The sequence below is a fragment of the Salmonella sp. 32031103-2018-00083-FB-01-SM-01 genome (assembly GCF_017571995.1).
Taxonomy (GTDB): Bacteria; Pseudomonadota; Gammaproteobacteria; order Enterobacterales; family Enterobacteriaceae; genus Salmonella; species Salmonella enterica.
The window spans coordinates 859,780-881,936 of record NZ_JAGEQL010000001.1 but is presented as its reverse complement, the minus strand read 5'-3'; the positions used below and the strand labels follow the sequence as shown (position 1 = coordinate 881,936).

Here is a 22,157-nt window from a genome sequence, read left to right as displayed (position 1 = left end):
CCCGGTAGTGTACAACAGCCTTACTGGCCCAGCAGTCCTACGGAGTAGCCGGCGATACCAATGACGAAGAAGCCCACGATAATCCACAGCGGGTTAACTTTCTTACGCAGCAGCCACATACAGGCAAAGGTCAACAGTAGCGGAACCAGACCCGGCATCAGCTGGTCGAGAATGGTTTGCACGGTGGTAACGCGTGTCTGACCATCCTGACCGGTGATGGTGGAGACCACCAGCGGGATATTCACATGCGTCCACTTGTTAACCAATGCCCCCATGACAAACAGGCCGAGGATTGACGCCCCCTCAGTCAGTTTTTGCAGGAAGCCGCCGCCCATATCTTTAACGATATCGACGCCTTTGCGGTAGCCATAAGCCACGCCATAATAACGGGTCGCCAGACGCACCAGGTTAAACAGGATGAAAAACAGCAGCGGACCAAGCAGGCTGCCGCTCATCGCAATACCTGCGCCCAGAGCCGCGAATACCGGACGGACGGTACCCCAGAAGATAGGGTCGCCGACGCCTGCCAGCGGTCCCATCAGACCGACTTTGATACCGTTGATAGCGCCATCGTCAATCTCTGCGCCGTTCGCACGCTTTTCTTCCATTGCCAGGGTCACGCCCAGTACCGGCGCCGCAACGTAAGGATGAGTGTTAAAGAACTCCAGGTGACGTTTAATCGCCTGTTTACGCGCGTCATTATTCTCCGGATACAGGCGACGAATCGCCGGCACCATAGAGAAGCAGAAGCCCAGCGCTTGCATACGTTCGAAGTTCCATGACCCCTGGAACAGGTTAGAACGAAGAAATACGCCGCGAATATCGCTCGGAGTGAGTTTTTTCTCGGTGGTAGTTTTAGTCATATCAACCATTTCGCTCACCTGTTAGTCCAGTTCGTTGTCGAGATCGTTATTGCCAGCAGCCGCTGCAGGCGCGCCCGCTACACGGTTGTATTTCGGGCTCAGCTGGATGTAAAGAATAGCCATCACTGCGCCGATGACACCCAGTGCGACCAGGTTGAAGTTTGTGAAAGCCGCGGTGACGAAACCGAGGTAGAAGAACGGCATCAGGTAGCCTGCGCGCATCATGTTGATAACCATCGCATAACCAACCACGACGATCATGCCGCCGGCGATGTTCAGACCGCCTGTGACGACTTCAGGAATCGCATTCAGCATTCCCTGTACTTCGCTGGTGCCTACGGAGATGGCAACGATAACCGCCGGGATAGCGATACGCATTGCCTGCAGGAACAGAGAAGAAACGTGCAGCCAGGAGAGCGCCGTCAGGTTGCCGTTTTCAGCCGCCTTGTCCGCCGCGTGCTGGAATGCCACGGTGATGGTACGAACGATAATGGTCAGTACCTGGCCTGCCGCCGCCAGCGGAATCGCCAGCGCGATACCGGCGCCAATGCTTTGATGCCCGGCGATGACCAGAACGGTAGAGATGATGGACGCTAGTGCGGCATCAGGCGCAACGGCAGCACCGATGTTCATCCAGCCCAGAGCGATCATTTCCAGAGTACCGCCGATGATAATACCGGTTTTCATGTCCCCCAGAACGGCGCCGATTAAGGTACAGGCGATCAGCGGACGGTGGAACTGAAATTCATCAAGTACCGACTCCATACCTGCGATACATGCGACGATGAACACCAGCACAATCTGAAGAGTGGTAATCTCCATTGTACTTCTCCTATTGCTATCTTAAGTGTGAAAGCTAATTAAATGCCGGCGGTTATTTCGCCACTTTGGCAATTAAATCCATCATTTTCAGTTTCGGATCGGTGGAAACTTTACGCACCTCAAGCTCGATGCCGCGCTCGTTGAGCTTTTTAAAGGCTTCGATATCCTTTTCATCGACGGAAACGGCGTTGTTCACCTGCGTTTTACCTTGACGATAGGCCATACCGCCAATGTTCACGGAAGTGACTTTCACGCCGCCCTCAACGATGCGCTCGACGTCGGTAGGATTGGTAAACAGAAGCATCACGCGTTCGCCGGCGTATTTCGGGTTATTGTAGACGCGAATCATCTTCGCGACGTCAACCACATGCGCCGTAACGCCCGGCGGCGCAACTTGCGTCAGCAGCGTTTTACGTACGGTATCCGCCGCGACTTCATCGCTCACAACAATAATACGGCTGACATTGGTCTCTTTGGTCCAACGGGTAGCGACCTGACCGTGAATGAGGCGGTCATCAATACGGGCAAGCCCGATAACCATATAATCATTCGGGCCCATCGGTTTTGCCGGCGTGGCCGCTTTTGGCGCGGCGGCGACTGGCGCTGGCGCGGCTTTTTCTACCGGTTTCGCTTTCAGCGCTTTTACGCCTTCACGACCGGTTTCTACCGCCAGTGCGACCAGTTCGTCAAAGCTCGGATCGTCGTCACGAGCCATAAACGTTTCGACCAGCATCGGGATGTTGACGCCGGCAATAACTTCATAGCGCTCTTTATCGACGACAATGCGGCTGGCAGCGTTAAACGGACTGCCTCCCCATGTATCAACGAGAAATAGCACGCCTTTACTGGTATCGAGTTTAGCCAACTGAGCGTTGTACTTTTCGATCAGCGTTTCGGCATTTTCGCCTGGAACGAAATCGATCCAGCCGACGTTTTCCTGCTCGCCTAACAGCATTTCGGCTGTTTTAAGTAACTGCTCTGCAGCCCAACCATGTGTGCCTATAACAATAGCAATGGTCACTTGCTACCTCCTTTATTATTGTCAACACATCAACTTGACAGATGTATTTTTTGAATCGCCGTCCGCAAGCGAATCGATTCAGATGAGGGTTACAACGAAAAACGCATGATTTTCGTGAATTATTTTAGATATCGAAAAAAATATTTTGTGTGATGGAGATCCGTAATTTTGTTTTCGATAATGAGAAATTTCGAAGTGTAAAATATCCCGGTTACATCTCTTTGCAAAGGAAGGTAAATCTTTGCCAAAAACCAGTTGTCTCTGTTATGTTTAGCTTCCGTTTAATTAGAATGGGGTATAGGGCAGCAGCCCGTTGTATGGATCGTCACCGACGTCATTTCACTCTTTGGCCGTTTTGCGCCTGTCAATCTGGCATATCTTGCCATAGCCTTACTTTGTTTATTGCGTTACCGCCTGCATCCTTTGAGATGTTGTGGGCGCCGTTTAGTCATTCCTTAAGCAGGAGCTTGTCATGGAATTATTAATGGATCCCTCAATTTGGGTGGGTTTACTCACGCTCGTCGTCCTGGAAATTGTCCTGGGTATCGATAACCTGGTCTTTATCGCGATCCTCGCCGATAAATTGCCGCCAAAGCAGCGTGACAAAGCGCGTCTTATCGGGCTCTCGCTGGCGCTGATTATGCGTCTGGCGCTGCTGTCCATTATTTCGTGGCTGGTGACCTTAACAAAGCCGCTCTTTACCGTCTGGGATTTTACCTTCTCCGGCCGCGATTTAATTATGCTGCTGGGCGGTATATTCCTGCTGTTTAAAGCGACCACCGAGCTGCATGAACGTCTGGAAAACCGCGAGCATGACACCGGACACGGTAAAGGCTATGCGAGCTTCTGGGTGGTAGTCACGCAGATTGTCATCCTGGATGCGGTCTTCTCGCTGGACGCCGTGATTACGGCGGTAGGTATGGTAAACCATCTGCCGGTTATGATGGCGGCGGTGGTGATTGCGATGGCGGTGATGCTACTGGCGTCAAAACCGCTGACCCGTTTTGTCAACCAGCATCCGACGGTAGTGGTGCTCTGTCTGAGTTTCCTGCTGATGATCGGCTTGAGCCTGGTGGCGGAAGGGTTTGGTTTCCATATTCCGAAAGGCTACCTGTACGCGGCAATTGGTTTCTCGATCGTTATCGAGGTGTTTAACCAGATTGCGCGCCGCAACTTTATTCGTCATCAGTCCACGTTGCCGCTGCGCGCGCGTACTGCGGACGCTATCCTGCGTCTGATGGGCGGCAAACGTCAGGCGAGTACGCAACATGAGACGGATAGCCCGGCCGCGATATCGGTGTCGGAAGGCGCCTTCGCCGAAGAAGAACGCTACATGATTAACGGCGTACTGACTCTGGCGTCGCGCTCCCTGCGCGGCATTATGACGCCGCGAGGCGAAATTAGTTGGGTGGATGCGAATCTCAGCGTAGCTGAAATCCGTCAGCAGTTACTCTCTTCTCCGCATAGCCTGTTCCCGGTATGTCGGGGCGAGCTGGATGAAATTATCGGTATCGTTCGCGCGAAAGAGTTGCTGGTGGCGCTGGAAGAGGGCGCGGACGTAGCGGCTATCGCCGCCTCTTCCCCGGCGATAGTGGTGCCGGAAACGCTTGATCCTATCAATCTGTTAGGCGTTTTGCGTCGCGCGCGTGGCAGTTTCGTTATCGTCACTAACGAGTTCGGCGTGGTGCAGGGGCTGGTTACGCCGCTGGATGTGCTGGAAGCGATTGCCGGTGAGTTCCCGGATGCCGATGAAACGCCGGAAATCGTTGCCGATGCCGAGGGCTGGATAGTGAAGGGCGGCACCGATCTCCATGCGCTACAGCAGGCGCTGGAAGTTGACCATCTGGTGAACGAAGAGGGCGATATTGCGACGGTCGCGGGGTTAGTGATCGCCGCTAATGGCCATATTCCTCGTGTAGGCGATGTCATTGATGTTCCGCCACTGCGGATCACCATTGTCGAGGCCAACGACTATCGTGTCGATCTGGTTCGGATTGTTAAAGAACAGCCTGCCCACGACGAAGAGGAATAACGTTACACGCAGGAATCAAGTCTATAGATGCGGCATCGCGGACATAATCTGTCCGTTATGCCGGGCGGGCGGCGGCGCGCTGCCCGCCAGCCACTGTGGAAATTCGCTAATGGGCATCGGCTTCGCATAGAGATAGCCCTGTAACATTTGCACGCCATGCTGGCGCAAATGCTGTGCCTGCGTCTGGTTTTCGACCCCTTCCGCCACCAGTTCAATATTCAGTCTTTGCCCCAGCGCGATAATAATATCGGTCACCGTTGAATTGACCGCATCGGTACCGATGGCGGCGGTGAAGGATTTATCGATTTTCAAAATATCCGGCCGCAGTTTTTCCAACCAGGAGAGCGAGCTGTTTCCTGTGCCAAAATCATCGATGGCCAACTTGACACCTTTACGATGCAGCTCGCGCATCAGGCGGTAATCAACGTCAAGCAACGCGTCGCGTTCCGTGAGCTCCAGCACCAGTTGCTGAACAGGTTCCGCACTAAACCAGTACTGATTAAGATCCTTGAGAAGCACGCCGTGTCGGAAATGGCTTGCCGCCACATTGATGCCGATATGAAACTGATGGTTGATGGGGAAGTAGTGCCGCTGCCGAATGGTTTCCGCAATCACATAGCGGGTCAGCGGCGCTATCAGGTTATGCTCCTCGGCGATAGGAATAAAAACATCCGGTGAGATCCAGCCCTGGCGCGGGTTATTCCAGCGTAACAGGATCTCAACGCCGGTACACTGCTGCGTGCGGGCATTAAGCAACGGCTGACAAAATAGCTCAAACTCCCGTTCGGCAAGGGCCAGATTAATCTCCCAGGAAAAGCTCATTCTGCTGGCCGTCGCCAGCCAGGCGATATAACCGATCAACAGGCTAAGCAATACGGCCAGGGGTAACTGTGTCGGGAGATGTTTGAACGCCAGTACGCCTGCCGACGGCCCGCTGACGCTGATAGTAAAAGGGAAATGCCGCGATGAAAGCTGGTAACGCTCTTCATCTTTTTTTAATTCTGGAAGAGTATCGACCACGCCCCGACCATATAACAGGTGCCGTTTGCCGACCGTCAGGCTGGCGCTGGTAATTTGCGGCTGCTGTGGCTCAAGTAGCATGGTCGTCAGCAAGCCAATATTCACAATTTCCATCACGCCATCCTGTCCATTGGCAGAGGCGGGATACCACTGAATGAGGATCGGGCTTCCCTTGAGTAACGATTGGTCCGTGGAAAGTAGCAGCAGATCGCCAGCTGCGGGAAGATCGGGCTGAAGCTGGCGTATGGGAGTATTACGGGCGCCAAAAATGCTTGAGCAGTAGAGAATTCCCTCTTTTACCAGCCCGATAGAACGAATGGTTTGCAGGCGGGCGGCTTGCTTACGCAACGGCAAATGCGCGGTCGCGCACGGAAGCTCAAGTAAGGGTAGCAATATGTTTCGTCCGACCAGGAGAGGATGCAGCACATTATCCAGCGCATCAACGGCATGATTCGCGAATGCAACCGTGCGATGGTGATTTAAGTTCCGCTCCGAAATAAATCGGATGCTCAGCGTAAGAATGAGCGTGACCAGTGCACAAATCGTGCAAACAATGAAACGATTACGGCGATAATGATTGATGATCCGTTGTGCTGTTTGCATGCGGGCCGCCCAATAAGCGTTGGCGACAAAAGCCAACCGCGACACAGCAAGTGTAGTGGGGAAACGTGGAGTCGACGAGGAAGAGATAAAAATTTCGCCCATCCGTAGCAGATGGGCGAAGGGAGAGGAAACGGCGTTTAATCACACTGGACTTTAATGGCCAGCCCGCCGCGCGACGTTTCGCGGTATTTTGCGTTCATGTCTTTTCCGGTCTCGTACATCGTTTCAATGACTTTATCCAACGAGACGCGCGGCGCGCTGGTTCGGCGCATGGCCATACGCGCAGCGTTGATCGCTTTAACCGAAGCAATGGCGTTACGCTCGATACACGGCACCTGCACCTGACCGGCAACCGGGTCGCAGGTCAGCCCCAGGTTATGCTCCATGCCGATTTCAGCGGCAACGCAAACCTGTTCCGGGCTGGCGCCCAACAGTTCAGCAAGGCCTGCCGCCGCCATCGAACAGGCGACCCCGACTTCACCCTGACAGCCGACTTCCGCGCCGGAAATAGACGCGTTCATCTTATACAGCGCGCCAATAGCGCCTGCCGCCAGGAAGTAGCGGGTGTAAATATCCGGGCTGACAGACTCAATAAAATGGTCGTAGTAAGCTAGTACCGCAGGAACGATGCCGCACGCGCCGTTGGTTGGCGCCGTCACGACGCGACCGCCTGCGGCGTTCTCTTCGTTCACCGCCAGAGCAAACATGTTCACCCAGTCAATGACGTTCATCGGATCGCTGGAAAGCTTATCGCTGGAAACCAGCATACGACGCAGCGCGGAGGCGCGACGCGGTACGCGCAGCGGCCCCGGCAGCACGCCTTCGGTATTCATACCGCGATCAATACAGGCCTGCATGGTCTGCCAGACGTGACCGAAATACTCTTCAATCTCTTTCTTGCTATGCAACGCCAGTTCGTTTTGCATCACCATGCCGGAGAGTGAAAGGCCGGTGCTGTTGCAATACTCCAGCATTTCTTTCGCCGATTTAAACGGATAAGGTACAGTAACCTCATTCGTCGCTTCCTGGCCGAAATGCGCTTCATCAACGATAAAGCCGCCGCCGATGGAATAGTACGTCTTGCTATAAATGACCGTGTCGTCATGCCAGGCGTGGATCTGCATCCCGTTTTCATGCAGCGGCAAATTGCCGTTGTGAAAACGCATTCCGTCATCTTTCGGGAAGTCGACTTCGTGACGTCCCTGGGCCAGTAACAGACGCCCGCGCGTTTCGACGTCGCGAATAAAACCGGGGATACTATCAATATCCACGGTAGCGGGTTCATTACCCGCCAGACCCATAATAATGGCGATATCGGTATGGTGACCTTTCCCCGTCAGCGACAGCGAGCCGTAGACATCGACAGCGACGCGGGTAACGTTATCCAGTAATCCTTTTTCGACCAGGTCATCGACGAACTGTTTACCGGCCTTCATCGGGCCAACAGTGTGGGAAGAGGAGGGACCAATCCCTACCTTAAACATGTCGAATAGGCTAATCACGATAATACTCCTGACAGGGCAACCGGGGCTTCCGGTTACGATGTTATAACTGCGCATAGTGTAAGAGGGAACGCTGGCATCAGCTTAACTATTCACATGAATTAAACTAATGAATAACCGCGTTTTTACTAATATTGCGACAGTAATCTCAAGTCGTGTCTTGCGCGCGTAAAGTTAAGTATATACACGTTGCCCTTCAGGCTGCCTCTTTGGGGGAGGCGATTGTTACCGCCTTGAGGCAACGTGAATGGCGTTGTGTACAGTCAGGGCTTTACGCCGATTTGCAGCGCCAGCTCACGAAGAATGTTTGCGGTCATGCCCCAGACGAAATAATGCTCATACCAGGAGAGCCATACGCGGTGCGAATTGCCGCGACGGTAAATATCAAGCGGATGATATCGACCCAGTTGCAACGCTTGCGCCAGCGGCATTTCAAACACCGCAGACACTTCGTCTTCACTGGCGCGCCAGGGGAGGTTTGGCGGAATAATGCCGACCACCGGGGTGACCTGAAAACCGGTCACGCTGTCTACCGGCGGTAAAACGCCAATCACTTCCACGGCTTGCGGCGGGATGGCGACTTCCTCCTGCGCTTCGCGAAGCGCTGCGGCGATAAGCGAAGCATCGGTACTGTCCACGGCCCCGCCGGGAAAGGCGACCTGTCCGGCGTGTTTGCGCAAATGAATAGCCCGCTGGGTCAACAGCAGCCCCGGCTGGGGGCGGCGAACCACAGGGATCAGTACGGCGGCCTGACGTTGATTCAACGTTTCATGAGTCATCTGCGGGCGCAAAAGCTGAAAGCGCGATAAGAAATGATCGAGCGTCAGACGGCTGGTATCCACGTATTAGTTCTCCAGTGGGTGCAGGATACGATTAACTTTATCAAAAGTTTCCTGATATTCCGCTTCTTCGTTGCTATCGGCCACGATACCGCCGCCGGCTGAGCAATAGAGTTGGCCCTGCGTTGCCGTGACGGTGCGGATAGTAATACTGGTATCCATCTTGCCGCAGAAACTCAGATAACCGATGCTACCGCACCAGGCGTTGCGTCGCTGCGGCTCCAGTTCGTCGATAATTTCCATTGCCCGCACTTTAGGCGCGCCGGTAATGGAGCCGCCGGGGAAAGCCGCGCGCAGCAGGTCGGTAGCATGAAGCGAGTCCGGTAAACGGGCGGTAATGGTGCTAACCAGATGGTGAACGGCAGGAAATGGTTCGACGACGAACAGTTCCGGCACTTTCACCGAACCCGGCACGGCGACCCGGCCAATGTCGTTACGCATCAAATCGACGATCATCAAATTTTCAGCGCGATCTTTCATTGAGTTGGCCAGTTTCTGCGCCTGCTGACGATCCGCCTGCGGATCGTTAAGCCGTGGGAGCGTACCTTTGATCGGGCGCGTCTGAATATGACCATTCTCCAGTTGGATAAAACGCTCGGGAGAAAGGCTCAATATGGCGCCGTCATGTAAACGAAGAAAGGCGCTGAACGGGGCGCGATTGGCGCGGTTAAGGTGTTCGAAAGCCTGCCACTCATCACCCTCGTAGCTCGCCTGAAAACGCTGGGAAAGATTGACCTGATAGCAGTCCCCGCTGTGCAGCCAGGCCTGCACCTGACGAAACTTTTCGCCATACTCGCAACGCGTCATATTGGATTGCCAGGCCGAGGTAAGCTTGAAGGGCGTTCGGGTCGGCGCGCGCTGGCTGGTGAGCCAGCGATATCGGGCGTCTGCATCGTGATAGCTTATCAGCGACACCACCTGTTTTTGGTGATCGACAATCAGCGCCCAGTCGTAAAGGCCAATCGCCATATCGGGTAAAGCGATATCGCGCGCGGCAGTATCGGGCAGAATTTCGAAACGCCGCCCTAAATCGTAACCAAACAGACCCAGCGCGCCGCCCTGAAAGGGTAAGTCAGGGTCAGGCTGAGGATGAAAAGGCAGCGCCTCCAGTTGAGTCTGCAAAACGTGTAACGGATCGTCGAGAGTGACGGTAGTTGTGCGCGCAGTACATACCGTGGTTTCCTGCGCGCGCGTGGTCAGCGTGGTGACAGGATCGGCGACCAGAATATCAAAACGGTTATAGGGATGAATAGCATCACCTGAATGCAGCAGCATCGCCCATGGCAAATGGTTTACGGGCGCAAAATAGTGTTCAGCGGCGTCCGGACGCCAGGGTAAGGTGATAACAGTGGGAGATAACGTCTTCATCATTCCTGACTCGTTACAACACTACTGGCTTACCGCCGGGTAGCGTGAAATAATTAGCGCTAACAATTTAGCAGGAGTTAATCATGTTTGCAGGTTTACCTTCACTCAGTCATGAACAACAGCAAAAAGCCGTAGAACGTATCCAGGAATTGATGTCGCAAGGTATGAGCAGCGGAGAAGCGATTGCCCAGGTGGCGGGCGAACTTCGCGCCAACCATACCGGCGAACGGATAGTGGCGCGTTTTGAGGATGAAGACGAATAACCGGCTTATACCGCCGCGACAATCTTAATCTCAACTTTATATTTCGGGTTCATCAACCCGGCCTGTACGGTACAGCGTACCGGCGCATGGCCTGCGACGACCCACGCATCCCACGCCTTATTCATGGCGGCAAAATCCGCTTTATCGCTCAGGAAAATAGTGGCATCCAGAATACGTGACTTACTGGAGCCCTGTTTTTCCAGCACCGCATCAATTTGCGCCAGAGTATTCGCCGTTTGCTCAAAAGCATCGGCGTCGAGGTTTTCCGGCACGCCGGTATACCACAGCGTATTATTGTAGATCACCACATCAGACCAACGATCTTCGGCATCAATACGCACGATAGACATTACTTATTCCTCATTTGCTTTTCATTTGAATGGTTCAAGACTGCCACAATGTGGCGCCGCCGTCACCTCTGTAACTGGCGTAAGCCTTTCTACCCTGACATAATCCCTGTGCAAATTAACAGGGGGCAGTGTGACGGACGATTTTGCAGCAGATGGCCAACTGGCCAAAGCGATAACCGGCTTTAAACCGCGCGAACCACAGCGACAAATGGCGGTTGCCGTGACACAAGCGATTGAAAATGCGCAGCCTCTGGTTGTTGAAGCCGGCACCGGAACCGGGAAGACCTATGCTTACCTCGCTCCGGCGTTGCGCGCCGGGAAAAAAGTCATTATTTCAACCGGGTCGAAAGCGTTGCAGGATCAACTCTACAGCCGCGATCTGCCGACGGTAGCAAAAGCGTTGGCGTTTACCGGTAAGACGGCCCTGTTGAAAGGACGTTCAAACTACCTCTGCCTGGAGCGTCTGGAACAACAAGCGCTGGCGGGCGGCGATTTACCGGTACAAACGTTAAGCGACGTGATATTGCTGCGCTCCTGGTCAAATCAGACGCGGGATGGCGATATCAGCACCTGCGTCAGCGTGGCAGAAGATTCCCAGGCCTGGCCGCTGGTCACCAGTACCAACGACAACTGCCTTGGCAGCGATTGCCCGCTCTACAAAGAGTGCTTTGTGGTGAAAGCGCGTAAAAAGGCGATGGACGCGGATGTGGTGATTGTAAACCACCACCTTTTTCTTGCGGATATGGTGGTTAAAGAGAGTGGGTTTGGCGAACTTATCCCTCAGGCTGAAGTAATGATCTTCGATGAAGCCCACCAACTGCCTGACATCGCCAGCCAGTATTTCGGACAATCGCTCTCCAGCCGTCAGTTGCTGGATTTAGCAAAAGACATCACCATCGCCTACCGGACGGAACTGAAAGACACTCAACAGTTGCAAAAATGCGCCGATCGCCTTGCCCAGAGCGCCCAGGATTTTCGTCTGCAACTGGGGGAGCCCGGCTACCGGGGAAATTTGCGTGAACTGTTAGCCGACTCACGTATCCAACGGGCATTTTTACTGCTGGATGATACGCTGGAGCTTTGTTACGACGTGGCGAAACTGTCGTTGGGCCGTTCGGCGTTGCTGGATGCGGCTTTTGAACGCGCCACGCTATACCGTTCACGGCTGAAACGCTTAAAAGAGATCAATCAGCCGGGATACAGCTACTGGTATGAGTGCACCTCGCGCCATTTCACCCTGGCGCTGACGCCGCTCACTGTGGCGGACAAATTCAAAGAGGTGATGGAACAGAAACCCGGTAGCTGGATTTTTACCTCGGCCACGTTGTCGGTAAATGATGATCTTCACCACTTTACCGCCCGTCTGGGAATTGAACAGGCAGAATCTATGCTACTGCCCAGCCCATTCGACTATACGCGCCAGGCGTTACTCTGCGTACCGCGTAACCTACCGCAAACCAACCAGCCCGGCGCGGCGCGACAGTTGGCGGCTATGCTCAGGCCGATTATAGAAGCCAATAACGGGCGATGTTTTATGCTGTGCACCTCACACGCCATGATGCGCGATCTGGCGGAGCAGTTTCGCGCCACCATGACGCTGCCGGTATTGTTGCAAGGGGAAACCAGTAAAGGCCAACTGTTACAGCAATTTGTTAGCGCCGGCAACGCGCTGCTCGTCGCCACCAGCAGCTTCTGGGAAGGGGTGGACGTGCGCGGCGATACGTTATCGTTGGTGATTATCGACAAATTGCCGTTTACCTCCCCGGACGACCCGCTGTTAAAAGCGCGAATGGAAGACTGTCGTTTGCGCGGCGGCGATCCGTTTGATGAGGTTCAACTGCCCGACGCGGTGATTACGCTGAAGCAGGGGGTGGGGCGGCTGATTCGCGATGCGGACGATCGCGGGGTGTTAGTGATTTGTGATAACCGGCTGGTGATGCGGCCCTATGGCGCCACGTTTCTCGCCAGCCTGCCTCCTGCGCCGCGCACGCGTGATATCGCCCGTGCCGTTCGCTTTCTTGCGATTCCATCCGCCGAGTAATTTGTTACGGAGTATGGTAAGATGCGCGCTATTTTATTGATCTAAGCACGAAACCTCATGCGAATTCTGGCTATCGATACCGCCACAGAGGCCTGTTCTGTCGCCCTGTGGAACAACGGTACTATCAATGCTCACTTTGAGCTTTGTCCACGAGAACACACTCAACGTATCCTGCCCATGGTGCAGGAGATTCTGGCCGCCAGCGGCGTCTCGCTCAATGAGATAGATGCGCTGGCGTTTGGGCGCGGTCCGGGCAGCTTTACCGGCGTGCGTATCGGCATTGGTATTGCGCAAGGGCTGGCGTTAGGGGCAAATCTGCCGATGATCGGTGTTTCGACGCTTGCCACGATGGCTCAGGGCGCATGGCGTAAAACCGGCGCAACCCGCGTACTCGCCGCGATTGACGCGCGGATGGGCGAAGTGTACTGGGCGGAATACCAGCGTGATGCGCAGGGCGTCTGGCAGGGCGAAGAGACGGAAGCGGTGCTGAAACCGGAACGGGTCGGTGAGCGGTTGAAACAGCTTTCCGGCGAGTGGGCGACGGTAGGAACGGGTTGGTCCGCCTGGCCCGATCTGGCGAAGGAGTGCGGCCTGACGCTTCATGATGGGGAGGTGTCGCTCCCGGCAGCGGAAGATATGTTGCCCATCGCCAGTCAAAAGCTGGCGGCAGGAGAGACCGTTGCCGTGGAACATGCCGAGCCGGTTTATTTGCGTAACGAAGTGGCGTGGAAGAAACTTCCCGGCAAAGAATGACTCTCACTACTATTACCCCCCATACTTTATGCTGTGGGGTGGAATAGAGGTCGAGAAAAAGGAGTCGCATCATGGCGGTTCAAAAACGGTTAATAAAAGGGGCGCTGGCGTGCGCTTTTGCACTTATGCTGAGCGGTTGCGTGACTATCCCGGATGCCATTAAAGGTTCGAGTCCGACGCCGCAGCAGGATTTGGTGCGGGTGATGAATGCGCCGCAGCTCTATATCGGGCAAGAGGCGCGTTTTGGCGGCAAAGTTGTGGCGGTACAAAATCAGCAGGGAAAAACCCGGCTTGAAATCGCGACCGTACCGCTCGACAGCGGCGCGCGTCCTGTTCTGGGCGAAGCCTCGCGCGGCAGAATTTTTGCCGATGTGAACGGTTTTCTGGACCCGGTGGACTTCCGTGGCCAGTTAGTTACCGTTGTCGGCCCGATAACCGGCACGGTTGACGGTAAAATCGGCAATACGCCGTATAAATTTATGCTGATGCAGGCTACCGGCTATAAACGCTGGCATCTTGTTCAGCAGGTCGTCATGCCTCCACAGCCGATCGATCCATGGTTTTACGGCGGACGCGCCTGGCCTTATGGCTATGGCGGTTGGGGATGGTATAACCCTGGACCCGCAGAGGTTCAGACGATAGTAACAGAGTAACTCTTTGTTTTATCAATAAAAGAAACAGCGGCTGGTCCGCTGTTTCTGCATTCATAGAGACATAATAAAAATAAATAGTGACGCGCTTCGCAACCTTTCAGTTGCGTAATTAATAAACTGGTACGCTGAGTTAATATAATGTTAACGACTTGTTTATTAACTGGGGTTGTGATGACGACGAACACTCATTTTAGAGGTGATGCATTGAAGAAGGTTTGGCTTAACCGTTATCCTGCTGATGTTCCGGCGGAGATCAACCCTGACCGTTATCAATCCCTGGTTGAACTGTTTGAACATGCGGCGACGCGCTATGCCGATCAGCCTGCGTTCGTCAATATGGGGGAGGTAATGACCTTCCGCAAATTAGAAGAACGTAGTCGGGCATTTGCGGCTTATTTACAACAAGGGCTGGGACTCAAAAAAGGCGACCGTGTGGCGCTGATGATGCCAAACCTGTTGCAGTATCCTGTCGCGCTATTTGGTATTTTACGCGCCGGCATGATTGTGGTGAACGTTAACCCGCTGTACACGCCGCGCGAACTTGAGCATCAGCTTAACGATAGCGGCGCGGCGGCAATCATTATTGTTTCTAACTTTGCCCATACGCTGGAAAAAGTGGTCGAGAAAACGTCGGTACAGCACGTTATTCTGACGCGGATGGGCGACCAGCTTTCTACCGCCAAAGGTACGGTTGTTAACTTTGTCGTGAAATACATCAAGCGTCTGGTGCCAAAATACCACTTGCCAGATGCGATCTCGTTTCGCAGCGTGCTACAGCATGGCTACCGTATGCAGTATGTCAAACCCGAGGTTGTCGCTGAAGATCTGGCTTTCCTGCAATATACCGGCGGTACGACGGGCGTGGCGAAAGGCGCGATGTTGACCCACCGCAATATGCTGGCGAATCTGGAGCAGGTGAAAGCGACCTATGGGCCGCTGCTGCACCCGGGGAAAGAGCTGGTAGTGACCGCGCTGCCGCTGTATCACATTTTTGCCTTAACCATGAACTGTCTGCTTTTTATCGAGCTGGGTGGGCAAAACCTGCTGATTACCAATCCGCGTGATATCCCCGGCCTGGTCAAGGAGCTGGCGAAATATCCATTTACGGCGATGACTGGCGTTAATACGCTATTCAACGCTCTGCTCAATAATAAAGAGTTTCAACAGCTGGATTTTTCTTCGCTGCATCTGTCAGCCGGCGGCGGGATGCCGGTACAAAATGTCGTTGCGGAACGTTGGGTAAAGCTGACCGGGCAATACCTGCTGGAAGGCTACGGGCTGACCGAGTGCGCCCCGCTGGTGAGCGTCAACCCGCATGATATTGATTATCACAGCGGCAGTATCGGCCTGCCAGTACCTTCAACAGAAGCCAAACTGGTGGATGACGATGACAACGAAGTCGCGCCGGGTGAGGCCGGAGAGCTTTGCGTGAAAGGCCCGCAGGTTATGCTGGGATACTGGCAGCGTCCTGACGCGACGGATGAAATCATTAAAGATGGCTGGCTGCATACGGGCGATATTGCGGTTATGGATGAAGACGGCTTTCTGCGGATTGTCGATCGTAAGAAAGATATGATTCTGGTTTCTGGTTTCAACGTTTATCCAAACGAAATTGAAGATGTGGTGATGCAGCATTCTGGCGTGCAGGAAGTCGCGGCGGTTGGCGTGCCTTCCGGTAGTAGCGGCGAAGCGGTGAAGCTTTTTGTGGTTAAGAAAGATCCGGCATTGACTGACGATGCGTTGATCACCTTCTGCCGTCGCCATCTGACCGGATATAAGGTGCCCAAACAGGTCGAGTTTCGCGAGGAATTACCAAAATCTAACGTTGGGAAAATTTTACGACGAGAACTGCGTGACGAAGCCCGTGGCAAAGTAGACAATAAAGCCTGAGCGTTAAGTCAGCTAACGAGAGACGCCGGTTAAGCCGGCGTTTTTTTTGGCGCGAACCAAAGAGAACACGATTTGAATTACCAAATGATTGAAACGGACGATGCGCTGGCGAGCCTGTGTGAGGCTGTCCGCGCATGTCCGGCTATTGCTTTAGATACGGAATTTGTCCGTACCCGCACCTATTACCCGCAGTTAGGATTGATCCAGTTATTTGACGGGGCAAATGTCGCCCTGATCGATCCGCTCGGCATCAGCGACTGGTCGCCGTTAAAAGCGGTGTTGCGCGATACGGGAATCACCAAATTTCTGCACGCGGGTAGCGAAGATCTGGAAGTATTTCTGAATGCGTTTGGCGAACTGCCGGAACCCCTGATTGATACGCAAATTCTGGCGGCGTTTTGCGGGCGTCCGCTGTCGTGGGGGTTTGCGGCGATGGTAGAAGAGTATACGGGCGTGGCGCTGGATAAAAGCGAATCTCGTACCGACTGGTTAGCCCGGCCTTTAAGCGAGCGTCAGTGTGAATACGCGGCGGCGGATGTCTGGTATCTGTTACCGATCGCCAAAAAGCTGATGATTGAAACTGAAGCCGCAGGATGGCTGCCTGCCGCGCTTGATGAATGCCGATTGATGCAGCAGCGTCGTCAGGAGATTCAGGCGCCGGAAGAGGCATGGCGGGATATCACTAATGCCTGGCAACTGCGTACCCGCCAGTTAGCCTGTCTGCAACTTTTAGCTGACTGGCGGCTGCGTAAGGCGCGTGAGCGCGATATGGCGGTGAACTTTGTTGTGCGTGAAGAAAACCTGTGGGCGGTCGCGCGTTATATGCCGGGCAGTCTCGGTGAGCTGGATAGCCTGGGGCTTTCCGGCAGCGAGATTCGTTTTCACGGCAAGACGTTGATATCGCTGGTGGCGAAAGCACAGGCGTTACCGGAAGAGGCATTGCCGGAACCCCTGTTGAATCTGATGGACATGCCGGGCTATCGCAAAGCGTTTAAGGCCATCAAAGCGCTGGTGGCGGAGGTGAGCGCGTCGCATCACGTCAGCGGCGAGCTACTGGCATCGCGTCGGCAGATTAATCAGTTGCTTAACTGGCACTGGAAATTAAAACCGCAAAATGGGCAACCGGAATTGATTTCCGGCTGGCGCGCCGAACTGATGGCGGAGAAGTTAACTCTTCTGTTGCAGGAGTATCCGCGTTAACGACGGTAATTGCCGGGAAAACGGCCAGTGAAATAAATGTCCGTATTCGGAATAATGTAAAAAAATAAAAAAGGCAGATTCTTCTGCCTTTTTTAATCCAGGAATTTTCCCATAAAAGAGCTTATTTTGACTCTTCGGCTTCCGGCAGCGTTACGTTAAGTTCAAGGATGGAGATATCACCATCTTTTTGCTCAAGCTGGACGGTAACCATTTCCGGATCGATTTGTACGTATTTACAAATGACCTCAAGAATATCTTTACGTAACTGCGGTAAATAATGCGGTTCGGCATCGCTACGGCGACGTTCCGCGACAATGATTTGCAACCGCTCTTTTGCAATATTAGCGGTACTCTTTTTCCGCGAGAGAAAAAAATCCAGTAATGCCATAATTTATCCTCCGAACAGGCGTTTGAGGAAACCTTTCTTCTCTTCTTCAATGAAGCGGAAAGGACGTTCTTCTCCCAACAGACGATCTACGGTATCTGCATAGGCTTTACCCGCATCCGCAGTGGCGTCAAGAATCACCGGTTCGCCCTGGTTCGATGCGCGCAGTACGGATTGATCTTCCGGGATCACACCGACGAGTTTAATACGCAGAATCTCCAGTACATCTTCCATGCTGAGCATGTCGCCTTTATTGACGCGGCCTGGATTGTAGCGCGTCAACAGGAGATGTTCTTTAATCGGTTCTTCGCCATTTTCTGCGCGACGAGATTTCGATGCCAGAATACCCAGAATACGGTCCGAGTCACGGACAGAAGAGACTTCCGGGTTGGTCGTGATGATCGCTTCATCGGCAAAATAGAGCGCCATCAGCGCCCCGGTTTCGATACCCGCCGGCGAGTCGCAAACAATGAACTCAAAGTCCATTGCTTTCAGTGAGTCCAGTACCTTAGCGACGCCTTCGCGCGTTAGCGCGTCTTTATCCCGGGTCTGCGACGCCGGAAGAATGAAGAGATTTTCAGTACGCTTATCTTTGATCAGCGCCTGATTCAGTGTCGCATCGCCCTGAATGACGTTTACAAAATCGTAAACGACACGACGTTCGCACCCCATAATCAGATCGAGGTTACGCAGTCCGATATCAAAATCAATGACGACAGTTTTCTTTCCCTTCTGGGCCAAACCTGTAGCGATGGCCGCGCTGGAGGTGGTCTTGCCAACGCCCCCTTTACCCGAAGTAACAACAATAATGCGTGCCATAAAAATTCCTTGTTAAAAAGGGATCAATTCAACGGTTGAACTGTCAAAGCGTTGTCTGCTAAACGCAGGCGCGCCGCTTTGCCATAAAATTCTGCCGGGATTTTATCACTCAGCCAGTAAACACCTGCGATAGAGACCAGTTCTGCCGTCAGATGGGTACAAAAAATTTGCGCTTCCCGATCGCCGCTCGCTCCTGCCAGCGCGCGACCTCTCATCATGCCATAGACATGGATATTGCCGTCAGCGATAAGCTCTGCGCCAGCGCTGACGTGACTTGTAACAATCAGATCACATTGTGGAGCATAAATGCGCTGACCGGAACGAACCGGAACATCAATTAATCGCGTTTTTGTGATGGGATTAGCGTTTTGCGGCGGTTCGCTGGGCGTTGCCGGCTCAACGGGCGCAGGCCGAACCGCTTTCTCTTTACCTTCAGTCAGTAAAGGAAGACCCATCCGATCGATTTCTACTTTCAGGCTGGCGTCTTTACAGCCGCTCACGCCGATAATGCGTAAGCCGGTTGAGGTCACGATCTTATGCAGTTCCGGCCAGTTTACCGGGCTTTCAAGACCGCTAACGTTAATAACGACAGGGGCGTGTTTTAAAAACGCAGGAGCCTGCGCTATTTTGTCTTCTAACGCCTGACGAATAACCTCTGGTTCCGCTTCATGCAAATGAACCACTGATAAGGTGAAGCTACTGCCTTTAAGCTCGATTGGCGTGTTTGACATCCTGGCCTTACTCAATTTGCTATTTATCATCTCCGATACGGAGTGATATTCCGAAGTCCAGAAGGCATGTTATAGTCAGTATTATATTGAGGCAAGTCACCATCCCGTTAATTCAGAGTAAAAGTATGTTTTGTGTGATCTATAGAAGTAGCAAGCGCGATCAAACCTATTTGTATGTCGAAAAAAAAGACGATTTTTCGCGGGTGCCTGAAGCGTTGATGAAAGGATTCGGTCAGCCGCAGTTAGCGATGATGCTGCCGCTTGATGGACGTAAAAAATTAGTCAATGCCGAGCTCGAAAAAGTAAAACAGGCGTTAAGCGAGCAGGGCTATTATTTACAATTGCCGCCGCCGCCGGAAGATTTGCTGAAACAACATCTTTCTTCGGTGGGACAAAATACGTCGCACGCTGACCGTTAAACGGTATTCGGCGCCGCGCCTGAATTCCATCATGATCTTAGGGGAAAATATGTATCAACATCGTAACTGGCAAGGTGCCTTGCTTGATTACCCGGTAAGTAAAGTGGTCTGCGTGGGCAGTAATTACGCAAATCACATCAAGGAGATGGGCAGCGCGACGCCGGAAGAACCCGTGCTTTTTATCAAGCCGGAAACCGCATTGTGTGATATTCGCCAGCCGCTGGCGATTCCGGCGGATATGGGCGCTGTTCATCATGAAGTTGAGCTTGCTGTGCTGATTGGCGCAACGCTCCGCCAGGCGACCGAAGATCATGTACGTAAAGCGATAGCTGGTTATGGCGTGGCGCTTGATTTAACCCTGCGCGATATTCAAGGGAAAATGAAAAAGGCCGGACAGCCCTGGGAAAAAGCCAAAGGTTTTGATAACGCATGTCCGATTTCAGGCTTCATCCCTGTCGCGGCCTTCTGCGGCGATCCGCAAAATACGGTTATCGGACTTAACGTTAATGGCGAGGTTCGCCAGCAAGGGTCGACCGCGGATATGATTCATCCTATTGTGCCCCTTATCGCCTATATGAGCCGCTATTTTACGCTCAAAGCCGGGGACGTGGTGCTAACCGGCACGCCGACAGGCGTGGGGCCATTATTAAGCGGCGATGAGCTGGACATTCGTTTTAATGGCGAAACGTTGTCTACCCGCGTTCTGTAAAATCTGCTTGCCGCCTTCAGCGGCGGTAAAACTTGCATCTGCAGGCCAGACTGGTTATAAGGTGCAGCTTTAGTGCAATGGCGGATACTTTAATGAGCGATACACCTTTCTGGCAACGTAAAACCCTGGATGAAATGACCGATGCCGAGTGGGAGTCGCTGTGCGATGGCTGCGGTCAATGCTGCCTGCATAAGCTGATGGATGAAGATACAGATGAAATCTACTTCACCAACGTGGCGTGCAGGCAATTAAATATCAAAACGTGCCAGTGCCGTCATTATGAACGCCGTTTTGAATTTGAACCCGACTGTATCAAACTCACTCGCGAAAACTTGCCAGACTTTGAATGGTTGCCGATGACCTGCGCCTACCGTTTGTTGGCGGAAGGTAAGCCCTTGCCGACGTGGCATCCGCTGCTGACTGGATCGAAAGCCGCTATGCATGGCGAGCGAATTTCTGTCCGTCATATCGCGGTTAAAGAATCCGAAGTACGGGACTGGCAGGATCATATTTTAAATAAACCGTCGTGGGCAGAATAAGTCTTCGGCAAAACGGCTGATTGTTTACAATTCTTTAATTTACGCCGGGCGGCCCCTGAAATCAGGAATTGCGTGCAAATTCCGTCACCTGGCGTTATCACTGCCTTCTATTCTTCCCTGACGCGCCTTGTCGCTGCGCTCGCGCACGTATGGCGGCGACTCTATACTTTCAAAGCAGTATATCGCTGCCTATCCTGAGGAGTTACCCCATGAATAACCAACCGTTGCGCGTTTCAAAGGATCAGCCCAGGAAGCCTGATAAGACACCCGAAGACGAAGGAAAAAATCCAAAGAAAAACCAAAAGTAGTGCTGTAGGGTATCTTTAATAACTATGGTTCGTTGGAGGCTTTATGTCTGAACGTCCTGATTTAGTCGATCCATTACCAGAGGATGAGCCGCTTCCTGGTGAAAATATTCCGGATACACCAGAGGGAGACGATCCTCTCGACCCGGATACCCAGAATGAGGTTGAAGATCCTCGTAGATAGCGTCTTGTGCTATTAACCAACCGCCTGATGCACCGTCTGTGCCAGGCGGTTTTTTGCATCTTCTAAAGCGAAACATCCTGATAATCCTCAGAAAGATAGCCTATAATTTTTTGTACGTTAAAATAGTAGCGCGTCCATGACGACACTGTCTTATTTGCGCTTAGCCGTTTGCGAGCTCAAAGGAGGAAATCAATGAACAGCGAAGAGTTGACACATAAAGCAGAAGAGGAAATCGCGGCACTCATTAGCAAAAAGGTTGCCGAACTACGGAAGAAAACCGGGCAAGAGGTTTCCGAAATAGAGTTCGCGCCGCGAGAAACGATGAAAGGGCTTGAGGGATACCACGTTAAAATTAAACTACTCTAGCGTTTAATTAGCGCCATCAATTACCTGGCTACTGGGCGGGACGCCGCCCAGTGGTGACTGGTTTACCGATGTCAGGCTTTTTTCTGTTGATACATTTCCTCGCCCTGATGGTCTTCCTCTACCCAAAAATGAATGTTGAACCGCGCATCATCGCTCAGTTCTACCCGATGCCAGTATTGCGGCGGACTGGTGGCGAATTGCCCGGCATTAATCACCACTTTCACTTCTGGTTCTGTCGCGGTTTCATTCGCAAAACCATAGTAGGTCACGGTGCCTTCCATCACGCAGAGTTGTCCGAAAACGCCTGCCGCTGTGTTGTGATGAGAGAGCAGTGCCGCCGGAACATTTTCTTTGGTGAAAAAGGGGGTAGAGCGTTTAACTTTCCAGTTTGCCGGGATGCGTAAGTGGGACATAAGACATCTCCCTGATGTGGTGATTAAAAGATGCATTGAATATACACCTTTTAATCGCTGGCAAACA

At 53.0% G+C, this 22,157-nt stretch carries 24 protein-coding genes; 12 read left to right on the top strand and 12 right to left on the bottom strand.

Going from position 1 to position 22,157, the window contains the following annotated elements:
* Positions 1–20 precede the first annotated feature (20 nt).
* The 3 genes from J4614_RS04340 to manX are packed head-to-tail and all read right to left on the bottom strand — an operon-like array spanning position 21 to position 2,706.
* Positions 21–872: a PTS mannose transporter subunit IID gene (locus J4614_RS04340; RefSeq protein WP_001518647.1), complete on the bottom strand. Its 852-nt coding sequence runs from the start codon at positions 870–872 to the stop codon at positions 21–23.
* 12 nt (positions 873–884) lie between these two features.
* On the bottom strand, positions 885–1,685 hold the full coding sequence (manY, locus tag J4614_RS04335; RefSeq protein WP_000406918.1) for a PTS mannose transporter subunit IIC: 801 nt from the start codon (positions 1,683–1,685) through the stop codon (positions 885–887).
* Positions 1,686–1,737: 52 nt separating this feature from the next.
* The gene (gene manX / locus J4614_RS04330) at positions 1,738–2,706 is read right to left on the bottom strand and encodes a PTS mannose transporter subunit IIAB (protein WP_000150523.1); all 969 of its coding nucleotides are present in this window, start codon (positions 2,704–2,706) and stop codon (positions 1,738–1,740) included.
* 472 nt (positions 2,707–3,178) lie between these two features.
* On the opposite strand from manX, the gene yoaE reads away from it, so the two are divergent.
* Positions 3,179–4,738, top strand: coding sequence for a CNNM family cation transport protein YoaE (yoaE, locus tag J4614_RS04325; protein ID WP_000421815.1), 1,560 nt, complete (start codon positions 3,179–3,181; stop codon positions 4,736–4,738).
* A 21-nt stretch (positions 4,739–4,759) separates the two neighbouring features.
* Here yoaE and J4614_RS04320 read toward each other — a convergent pair whose 3' ends face one another.
* The 4 genes from J4614_RS04320 to pabB all read right to left on the bottom strand — a co-directional run bounded on the left by J4614_RS04320 (position 4,760) and on the right by pabB (position 10,073).
* Positions 4,760–6,361, bottom strand: a complete 1,602-nt coding sequence (locus J4614_RS04320) for a cyclic diguanylate phosphodiesterase (RefSeq protein WP_023262751.1) — start codon at positions 6,359–6,361, stop codon at positions 4,760–4,762.
* A gap of 137 nt (positions 6,362–6,498) precedes the next feature.
* Positions 6,499–7,863 carry an L-serine ammonia-lyase gene (sdaA, locus tag J4614_RS04315; protein WP_000624280.1) on the bottom strand — a complete coding sequence of 455 codons (1,365 nt, stop codon included), beginning with the start codon at positions 7,861–7,863 and terminating at the stop codon, positions 6,499–6,501.
* Positions 7,864–8,126: 263 nt separating this feature from the next.
* Complete coding sequence (locus J4614_RS04310) at positions 8,127–8,705, bottom strand: CoA pyrophosphatase (protein ID WP_000381543.1); 579 nt, start codon at positions 8,703–8,705, stop codon at positions 8,127–8,129.
* A gap of 3 nt (positions 8,706–8,708) precedes the next feature.
* Positions 8,709–10,073, bottom strand: coding sequence for an aminodeoxychorismate synthase component 1 (pabB, locus tag J4614_RS04305; RefSeq protein ID WP_023207861.1), 1,365 nt, complete (start codon positions 10,071–10,073; stop codon positions 8,709–8,711).
* Between the two features lie 80 nt (positions 10,074–10,153).
* Between pabB and J4614_RS04300 the strand changes: the two genes are divergently transcribed.
* Positions 10,154–10,333, top strand: a complete 180-nt coding sequence (locus tag J4614_RS04300) for a YoaH family protein (RefSeq protein ID WP_000457328.1) — start codon at positions 10,154–10,156, stop codon at positions 10,331–10,333.
* Between the two features lie 5 nt (positions 10,334–10,338).
* Here the strand turns inward: J4614_RS04300 and J4614_RS04295 are convergent, their stop codons facing one another.
* Positions 10,339–10,683, bottom strand: a complete 345-nt coding sequence (locus J4614_RS04295; RefSeq protein ID WP_000029550.1) for a RidA family protein — start codon at positions 10,681–10,683, stop codon at positions 10,339–10,341.
* 130 nt (positions 10,684–10,813) lie between these two features.
* Between J4614_RS04295 and J4614_RS04290 the strand changes: the two genes are divergently transcribed.
* From J4614_RS04290 to rnd, 5 genes are all read left to right on the top strand, one after another.
* Positions 10,814–12,724, top strand: a complete 1,911-nt coding sequence (locus J4614_RS04290) for an ATP-dependent DNA helicase (protein ID WP_000128807.1) — start codon at positions 10,814–10,816, stop codon at positions 12,722–12,724.
* A gap of 57 nt (positions 12,725–12,781) precedes the next feature.
* Positions 12,782–13,477 (top strand): tRNA (adenosine(37)-N6)-threonylcarbamoyltransferase complex dimerization subunit type 1 TsaB, encoded by a 696-nt coding sequence (gene tsaB / locus J4614_RS04285; protein WP_001221017.1) that lies wholly within the window; start codon positions 12,782–12,784, stop codon positions 13,475–13,477.
* Between the two features lie 71 nt (positions 13,478–13,548).
* A complete protein-coding gene (locus J4614_RS04280) occupies positions 13,549–14,130 on the top strand; it encodes a Slp family lipoprotein (protein ID WP_000290594.1) in 582 nt (193 codons plus the stop codon).
* A 204-nt stretch (positions 14,131–14,334) separates the two neighbouring features.
* Positions 14,335–16,020 (top strand): long-chain-fatty-acid--CoA ligase FadD, encoded by a 1,686-nt coding sequence (gene fadD / locus J4614_RS04275; protein WP_079974812.1) that lies wholly within the window; start codon positions 14,335–14,337, stop codon positions 16,018–16,020.
* Between the two features lie 72 nt (positions 16,021–16,092).
* On the top strand, positions 16,093–17,220 hold the full coding sequence (gene rnd, locus J4614_RS04270) for a ribonuclease D (RefSeq protein WP_001109124.1): 1,128 nt from the start codon (positions 16,093–16,095) through the stop codon (positions 17,218–17,220).
* A 121-nt stretch (positions 17,221–17,341) separates the two neighbouring features.
* On the opposite strand, the gene minE is transcribed toward rnd, so the two are convergent.
* Genes minE through minC form a run of 3 tightly spaced genes read right to left on the bottom strand, consistent with a single transcriptional unit; the run spans position 17,342 to position 19,155 of the window.
* Entirely contained in the window at positions 17,342–17,608 is a 267-nt protein-coding gene (gene minE, locus J4614_RS04265) for a cell division topological specificity factor MinE (RefSeq protein ID WP_001185666.1), read from the bottom strand.
* Between the two features lie 3 nt (positions 17,609–17,611).
* A complete protein-coding gene (minD, locus tag J4614_RS04260) occupies positions 17,612–18,424 on the bottom strand; it encodes a septum site-determining protein MinD (RefSeq protein ID WP_000101047.1) in 813 nt (270 codons plus the stop codon).
* A 23-nt stretch (positions 18,425–18,447) separates the two neighbouring features.
* A complete protein-coding gene (minC, locus tag J4614_RS04255) occupies positions 18,448–19,155 on the bottom strand; it encodes a septum site-determining protein MinC (protein ID WP_000072527.1) in 708 nt (235 codons plus the stop codon).
* A gap of 125 nt (positions 19,156–19,280) precedes the next feature.
* On the opposite strand from minC, the gene J4614_RS04250 reads away from it, so the two are divergent.
* From J4614_RS04250 to J4614_RS04230, 5 genes are all read left to right on the top strand, one after another.
* A complete protein-coding gene (locus J4614_RS04250; protein WP_001537109.1) occupies positions 19,281–19,574 on the top strand; it encodes a YcgL domain-containing protein in 294 nt (97 codons plus the stop codon).
* A 49-nt stretch (positions 19,575–19,623) separates the two neighbouring features.
* On the top strand, positions 19,624–20,283 hold the full coding sequence (locus J4614_RS04245) for a fumarylacetoacetate hydrolase family protein (RefSeq protein ID WP_187791501.1): 660 nt from the start codon (positions 19,624–19,626) through the stop codon (positions 20,281–20,283).
* Between the two features lie 92 nt (positions 20,284–20,375).
* Positions 20,376–20,822, top strand: coding sequence for a YcgN family cysteine cluster protein (locus J4614_RS04240; RefSeq protein WP_001285703.1), 447 nt, complete (start codon positions 20,376–20,378; stop codon positions 20,820–20,822).
* Between the two features lie 351 nt (positions 20,823–21,173).
* On the top strand, positions 21,174–21,311 hold the full coding sequence (locus J4614_RS04235; protein WP_001519337.1) for a hypothetical protein: 138 nt from the start codon (positions 21,174–21,176) through the stop codon (positions 21,309–21,311).
* Positions 21,312–21,503: 192 nt separating this feature from the next.
* Positions 21,504–21,677, top strand: coding sequence for an addiction module toxin, GnsA/GnsB family (locus J4614_RS04230; RefSeq protein ID WP_001083582.1), 174 nt, complete (start codon positions 21,504–21,506; stop codon positions 21,675–21,677).
* 71 nt (positions 21,678–21,748) lie between these two features.
* Here the strand turns inward: J4614_RS04230 and J4614_RS04225 are convergent, their stop codons facing one another.
* Complete coding sequence (locus J4614_RS04225; RefSeq protein WP_000018967.1) at positions 21,749–22,090, bottom strand: DUF1971 domain-containing protein; 342 nt, start codon at positions 22,088–22,090, stop codon at positions 21,749–21,751.
* Between the last annotated feature and the right edge of the window lie 67 nt (positions 22,091–22,157).

Bases quoted from the DNA above. Each gene is read 5' to 3' on its own strand.
- J4614_RS04340 (WP_001518647.1), bottom strand. From the start codon at position 872: ATGGTTGATATGACTAAAACTACCACCGAGAAAAAACTCACTCCGAGC.
- manY (WP_000406918.1), bottom strand. From the start codon at position 1,685: ATGGAGATTACCACTCTTCAGATTGTGCTGGTGTTCATCGTCGCATGT.
- yoaE (WP_000421815.1), top strand. From the start codon at position 3,179: ATGGAATTATTAATGGATCCCTCAATTTGGGTGGGTTTACTCACGCTC.
- J4614_RS04320 (WP_023262751.1), bottom strand. From the start codon at position 6,361: ATGCAAACAGCACAACGGATCATCAATCATTATCGCCGTAATCGTTTC.
- pabB (WP_023207861.1), bottom strand. From the start codon at position 10,073: ATGATGAAGACGTTATCTCCCACTGTTATCACCTTACCCTGGCGTCCG.
- J4614_RS04300 (WP_000457328.1), top strand. From the start codon at position 10,154: ATGTTTGCAGGTTTACCTTCACTCAGTCATGAACAACAGCAAAAAGCC.
- J4614_RS04295 (WP_000029550.1), bottom strand. From the start codon at position 10,683: ATGTCTATCGTGCGTATTGATGCCGAAGATCGTTGGTCTGATGTGGTG.
- tsaB (WP_001221017.1), top strand. From the start codon at position 12,782: ATGCGAATTCTGGCTATCGATACCGCCACAGAGGCCTGTTCTGTCGCC.
- J4614_RS04280 (WP_000290594.1), top strand. From the start codon at position 13,549: ATGGCGGTTCAAAAACGGTTAATAAAAGGGGCGCTGGCGTGCGCTTTT.
- minE (WP_001185666.1), bottom strand. From the start codon at position 17,608: ATGGCATTACTGGATTTTTTTCTCTCGCGGAAAAAGAGTACCGCTAAT.
- minD (WP_000101047.1), bottom strand. From the start codon at position 18,424: ATGGCACGCATTATTGTTGTTACTTCGGGTAAAGGGGGCGTTGGCAAG.
- minC (WP_000072527.1), bottom strand. From the start codon at position 19,155: ATGTCAAACACGCCAATCGAGCTTAAAGGCAGTAGCTTCACCTTATCA.
- J4614_RS04250 (WP_001537109.1), top strand. From the start codon at position 19,281: ATGTTTTGTGTGATCTATAGAAGTAGCAAGCGCGATCAAACCTATTTG.
- J4614_RS04245 (WP_187791501.1), top strand. From the start codon at position 19,624: ATGTATCAACATCGTAACTGGCAAGGTGCCTTGCTTGATTACCCGGTA.
- J4614_RS04240 (WP_001285703.1), top strand. From the start codon at position 20,376: ATGAGCGATACACCTTTCTGGCAACGTAAAACCCTGGATGAAATGACC.
- J4614_RS04235 (WP_001519337.1), top strand. From the start codon at position 21,174: ATGTCTGAACGTCCTGATTTAGTCGATCCATTACCAGAGGATGAGCCG.
- J4614_RS04230 (WP_001083582.1), top strand. From the start codon at position 21,504: ATGAACAGCGAAGAGTTGACACATAAAGCAGAAGAGGAAATCGCGGCA.
- J4614_RS04225 (WP_000018967.1), bottom strand. From the start codon at position 22,090: ATGTCCCACTTACGCATCCCGGCAAACTGGAAAGTTAAACGCTCTACC.